General features: G+C 43.1%; 4 protein-coding genes. All 4 read right to left on the bottom strand.

Features of this window, described 5'->3' with window-relative positions; translation table 11 throughout:
- Positions 1 to 188: hypothetical protein (locus tag BGL89_RS10855; RefSeq protein WP_286825717.1), on the bottom strand; the 188-nt coding region annotated here is incomplete at its 3' end.
- Between the two features lie 139 nt (positions 189 to 327).
- A complete protein-coding gene (locus BGL89_RS10850; RefSeq protein WP_286825716.1) occupies positions 328 to 762 on the bottom strand; it encodes a hypothetical protein in 435 nt (144 codons plus the stop codon).
- 106 nt (positions 763 to 868) lie between these two features.
- Complete coding sequence (locus BGL89_RS10845; RefSeq protein WP_286825715.1) at positions 869 to 2,674, bottom strand: aspartate kinase; 1,806 nt, start codon at positions 2,672 to 2,674, stop codon at positions 869 to 871.
- Positions 2,675 to 3,035: 361 nt separating this feature from the next.
- Positions 3,036 to 4,553, bottom strand: a complete 1,518-nt coding sequence (locus BGL89_RS10840) for an NAD(P)H-hydrate dehydratase (protein ID WP_286825714.1) — start codon at positions 4,551 to 4,553, stop codon at positions 3,036 to 3,038.
- Positions 4,554 to 4,790: the final 237 nt, after the last annotated feature.

Here is a 4,790-nt window from a genome sequence, read left to right as displayed (position 1 = left end):
TGGGATTGTTGTAATTTATTTTTTAAGTCAATTAATTCCTTATCCCTACCAACAAATTTAGGGATATTACTATTAGATAAATTGTGAGGATTGGGTTGAGGAGGCTCTTGGTTAGGCGGATAATTATAAATATTTTGCTTGTCAATATTGATATCGCCTTGAGCAGAATTGACTATTTTTTGATCCATATTGGTAACATAATGCTGTGACAAAAAAATATTTACTTATACAATATTAACACATCAAAAGGGGAAGGGCGAACGCGATTCGCCCCTACAATAACATTTTTTTCCGTTCCGTAGGGGTGCGTTGCACGCGCCCAAGACATTACATTGTGATATTTTGTTCATTGATATTAATGTCCCTTTGAGAAAAATTAACAATTTTTTCAATGGTTTTGATATAGGTTTTTTGTCCAGAGGATTGAGATTGCAAAGCCTTAGCAATATCGTTAAGAATATCCTTTAAATTAGGTAAAGGTTCGGCTTCTACAATGTCAACCAACTCGGTCATAATTTGGCTTAATTCGGGACTGGTTTTAGCAACAGATTCAACCTCCAGAATCGCTTGTCCATAATCTAAAGGTTGTTCGGGTGCTTTTTCAATTGCGGTGAAAGTATCTGGAGAAACTTGTTTCAGGGAAGTAAGAAATTTTTCTGTTTGTTGCCAAACCTTTTCTGCCACTTTTTCACCAGTTTTCTCTAACGCTTTAGTAGCGATAATTGAACCAACTGCGATCGCTGCTGCTGTAAGAGGGTCCATAGATAAAATCGGGGTGATGAGGGTTGACTTATTGATCGGATTTTTGGGGGTTAAGTTGCCAGCAATTTGACAACTCTTACCCCTATCATAGAACTTTTAATTTCATTTAGGCGGGTACTTCAATTTTACCCTGTCCGGCTAATCCAAAAGCGGCGTGAACCACTTGTAAGGCTCTGACTCCATCTTCTTGATTCACCACACAACTGATTTTTATATCAGAAGTAGCAATCATTAAAATATTAATTTTCTCCTTTGCTAAAGCTTCAAAAAAGCGTGCTGCTACCCCCGGTTGTCCTTCCATTCCCGAACCAACAATACTAACTTTGGCCACATCATTATTAACCACCACTTCCTGTAAACCCAAACTTTCCGATAGTTCTAAAAGGATTTTTTGGGCGGAATTAGCATCAGCTTGGGGTAAAGTAAAAGCGATATCCCGTCGGGGAATACCATCGACAATGCGACAGCGTTGGGATTGAATAATCATATCGACACTGACATTTTTTGCCGCTAAAACCGAGAAAATTCTCGCCGCCATCCCGGGGCGATCGGGGACGCGACGAATGGCCATTTGTGCCTGATTATTATCTAAGGCCACTCCCCGTACCGGGACTAAATTGTGAGGGATTTCGCGATGAGCAACTTTAGCAGAATACTCCAGTTGAAAAGCATCACAAAGGACTTTAATTGCTTTTTCTCCGTCCGCTTCATCGATGACACAACTGACTTTTACTTCAGAAGTGGAGATCATTTCGATATTAATTGCCGCTGTGGCCAAAGTGCTAAATATTTGGGCAGCAATTCCCGGCCGGCCGATCATACCAGCGCCGGTAATGGCGATTTTAGCGGCCCCGGATTCGATGATCACTTCCGCTTCCTCTGTATTAGTGGGATGGGAACGTAAAACCGGCGCGATCGCTTCGGCCACGGATTGGGCTTTTTTCAAGGCATTTCCCATCACCGTAAAGGCGATATCGTTGCTGTCCCCCTCGTGAATCGATTGAATAATTAAATCCACGTCCACCTGTTGATGGGCAATTTCCCCGAATAAACGGGCAGCGATACCGGGACGATCCGGAACCCGTAAAAGGGCGATTTTCGCCTGATTACCCTCAAATTCCACCGCATCCACTGCTTTTGTCAATTCCAATCCTTGCAGGGTGCGCGGTTTCGGTGCTGGGGATGTCACCCAAGTACCCGGATCCTCTGTCCAACTGGAGCGGACAACCAAGGGAACCCCGAAGTTTTTAGCGATTTCCACCGCTCGCGGGTGGAGAACTTTCGCCCCTAAACTGGCTAATTCTAGCATCTCATCGCAGGTAATTTGGTCTAAAAGACGCGCTTCGGGAACTAAACGGGGGTCAGTGGTGAGAATACCGGGTACATCGGTGTAAATTTCGCAAAAATCGGCTTTTAAGGCGGCTGCTAGGGCCACGGCCGAGGTATCGGAACCACCGCGGCCTAGGGTGGTAATCTCTAGTTGATCGCTATCGCTGACACCTTGAAAACCAGCGACAACAACTACTTTACCCTCCGATAGATGACGGGAGAGGCGATCGGTTTTAATTTCTAAAATACGGGCGCGACTATGTTCGGATTCCGTGACAATTCCCACCTGAGCGCCGGTTAGGGAGATGGCCGGTTGTCCGATTTCCTCTAGGGCCATACTCATCAAGGCGATCGTCACCTGTTCCCCCGTGGATAATAACATATCCATCTCCCGGCGCGAGGGTTCGGCGGCGATCTGTTTGGCTAAATTGACCAATCCATCGGTGGTTTTACCCATGGCAGAAACGACCACCACCACGGTATTTCCTGCTATTACCGTATTTTTGACCCGTTGAGCTACCGATTGAATGCGTTCCACGGAACCTACCGATGTACCACCGTATTTTTGGACAATTACAGCCATAGTTGTCAGCGCTAGAGACTTTCTATCTTTGTTCAATCTCCAACTTATCAAAATTCCTTAACGTTAAGTGGTTTTGGTTAACATTCCTTATGTTTTATCTCAAATGCCGACTATCTAAATTAATCCTTAAGACTGCAGCGGAGAAGGGAGCGCTGGAGCTAGGTTGAGGCAGTCCGAGCATTTGTACTAAAATACCCATACTCAGTTTAAATCCAGTACATTTATGCTATTTTAATAGTATTTTTATCGTTTCCTCCTCTTATTTCTGCGTTTATTAGATGGGTATTATGAAAGATATTTTAATGTTAGATACAGTAACAATTATCAATGTTTTCGGGTCGCGTCTGTTTCCCTCCAGAGTTTAATTTAAACCTTTAAGGGCAGCAAATAAATAATTAGCTAAAGTTACTCCATCTACTCCTAATTCTGTCCTTTCTTTGGCCGCTAAAATGCCGGCTTGAGCGTGTAAAAAAGCCGCTAATGCGGTTGCTTCTGAGGGTTTATCTGGCATTTGGGTTAAGAATCCGCCGATTAATCCCGTTAAGACATCACCACTACCACCTCGCGCTAAAGCGGAGGTACTTTCGGGGATTATATACATTTTACCTTCCGGAGAGGCGATTATAGTTCTGGCTCCTTTTAATAACACAATTGCACCAGTTTGTTGAGATGCTTCTTGAGTGATATTAATCCTGTCTTGAGAACCTAATAAGTTAGGAAATAAGCGTTTAAATTCTCCCCAATGAGGCGTTAAAATTGTCTTATTCTGACGAGATAATAATTTGTCTATACCCAATTGAGCCAAAATATTTAAAGCATCGGCATCGAGTATAATCGGTTTATCACTATCTAAAACCTGTTCGATAATAGCAGGATTTTCTGTGGTTAATCCAGGACCACAGGCGAGGACATGATAATTATTTAATTCTAGGGGAAGTTCGGCAATAGCTCCCGTGGCAGTTTCAGGACAATCGATAATTAATGCTTCTGGTAAATGACTAATTAATAAAGATTTGAGGGCAGCAGGAACGGCAATAGAAAGCATTCCCACACCACTACCTCGCGCTCCTAATCCGGCGAGAATTGCCCCCCCTGCATAACGACGAGAACCACAGATAATTAATAAATGTCCCTGCTGATATTTATGGGTAAGTAGAGGACGGGGTAAAGGTAAATAAGGGCGAATTAGATCGGGATTAACCCTCAGAATTGGCGGTGAATCTTGTAGAATTGTTTCTAGGTCAAGGGGACTAATTCCTATGTCAATTAACTCCACTTTACCTAGATAGGGTAAGGCCAAATCTTGTAAAAAAGCGCGCTTCCAGAGTCCCAAACAAAAGGTATGAGTGGCTTTAATTGCCGTGCCTAAAACCTCTCCAGTGTCGGTGTGAATTCCTGAAGCAATATCGATACTAATTATCGGTTTTTGCCAACTATTAATTTTATCGACTAATTCGGCAATATCTCCCGATAAAGTCCTTTCTAAACCAAAACCGAAGAGACCGTCGATAATTAACTGACAATCCTCCAAAGATTCTAAAGTTTTCTGAAAAATTAAGCCTAAATGCTTGACATAATTAGTCTGTTGTGCTGTTAAATCCTTGAGTTTGGCGATCGGACAAAAAAGAGATACTTGATAACCAGCAAGATGTAATTCTCTAGCAATCACGAGAGCGTCGCCGCCATTGTGACCAGGGCCAACGATAACGCCGATTTTGGGGAAATTAGCCAAAGAATAGAACTTTTTAAGCTGTTGTGCCGTTAACAGGGCTGCCTTTTCCATCAAAGCGGCCACAGGCATACCGGAGGCAAAAATCGCCCCTTCAATGCGACGCATCTGCTCGCTATTAACCACGTTTGACCGATAATTGTAGCTCATTCGAGGGATAAATTGCCTGTTAGCAGGTCTAGATAACTTTTTTGCCGAAAAATTCCCAATTAGCCCGAATTTTCACCGGCTGAAGGCTGGGTTGGGTGATAATAACCAGATCATCGAAAATTTTGGGTCTGAAACCCCGTCGTAGAACGACGGCTTTACCGTTAAATACTATAGCAAAGACCAAGGTGCTTAGGACAATCCATCGCTGAAACCCTGTTCAGATAAGAGTTTGAAAAT

Origin of the sequence: Microcystis sp. LSC13-02, from assembly GCA_002282935.1 — a bacterium.
Lineage (GTDB): Bacteria > Cyanobacteriota > Cyanobacteriia > Cyanobacteriales > Microcystaceae > Microcystis.
The sequence above is the reverse complement of the archived record's forward strand: the minus strand, read 5'-3'. Positions and strand labels throughout refer to the sequence as shown.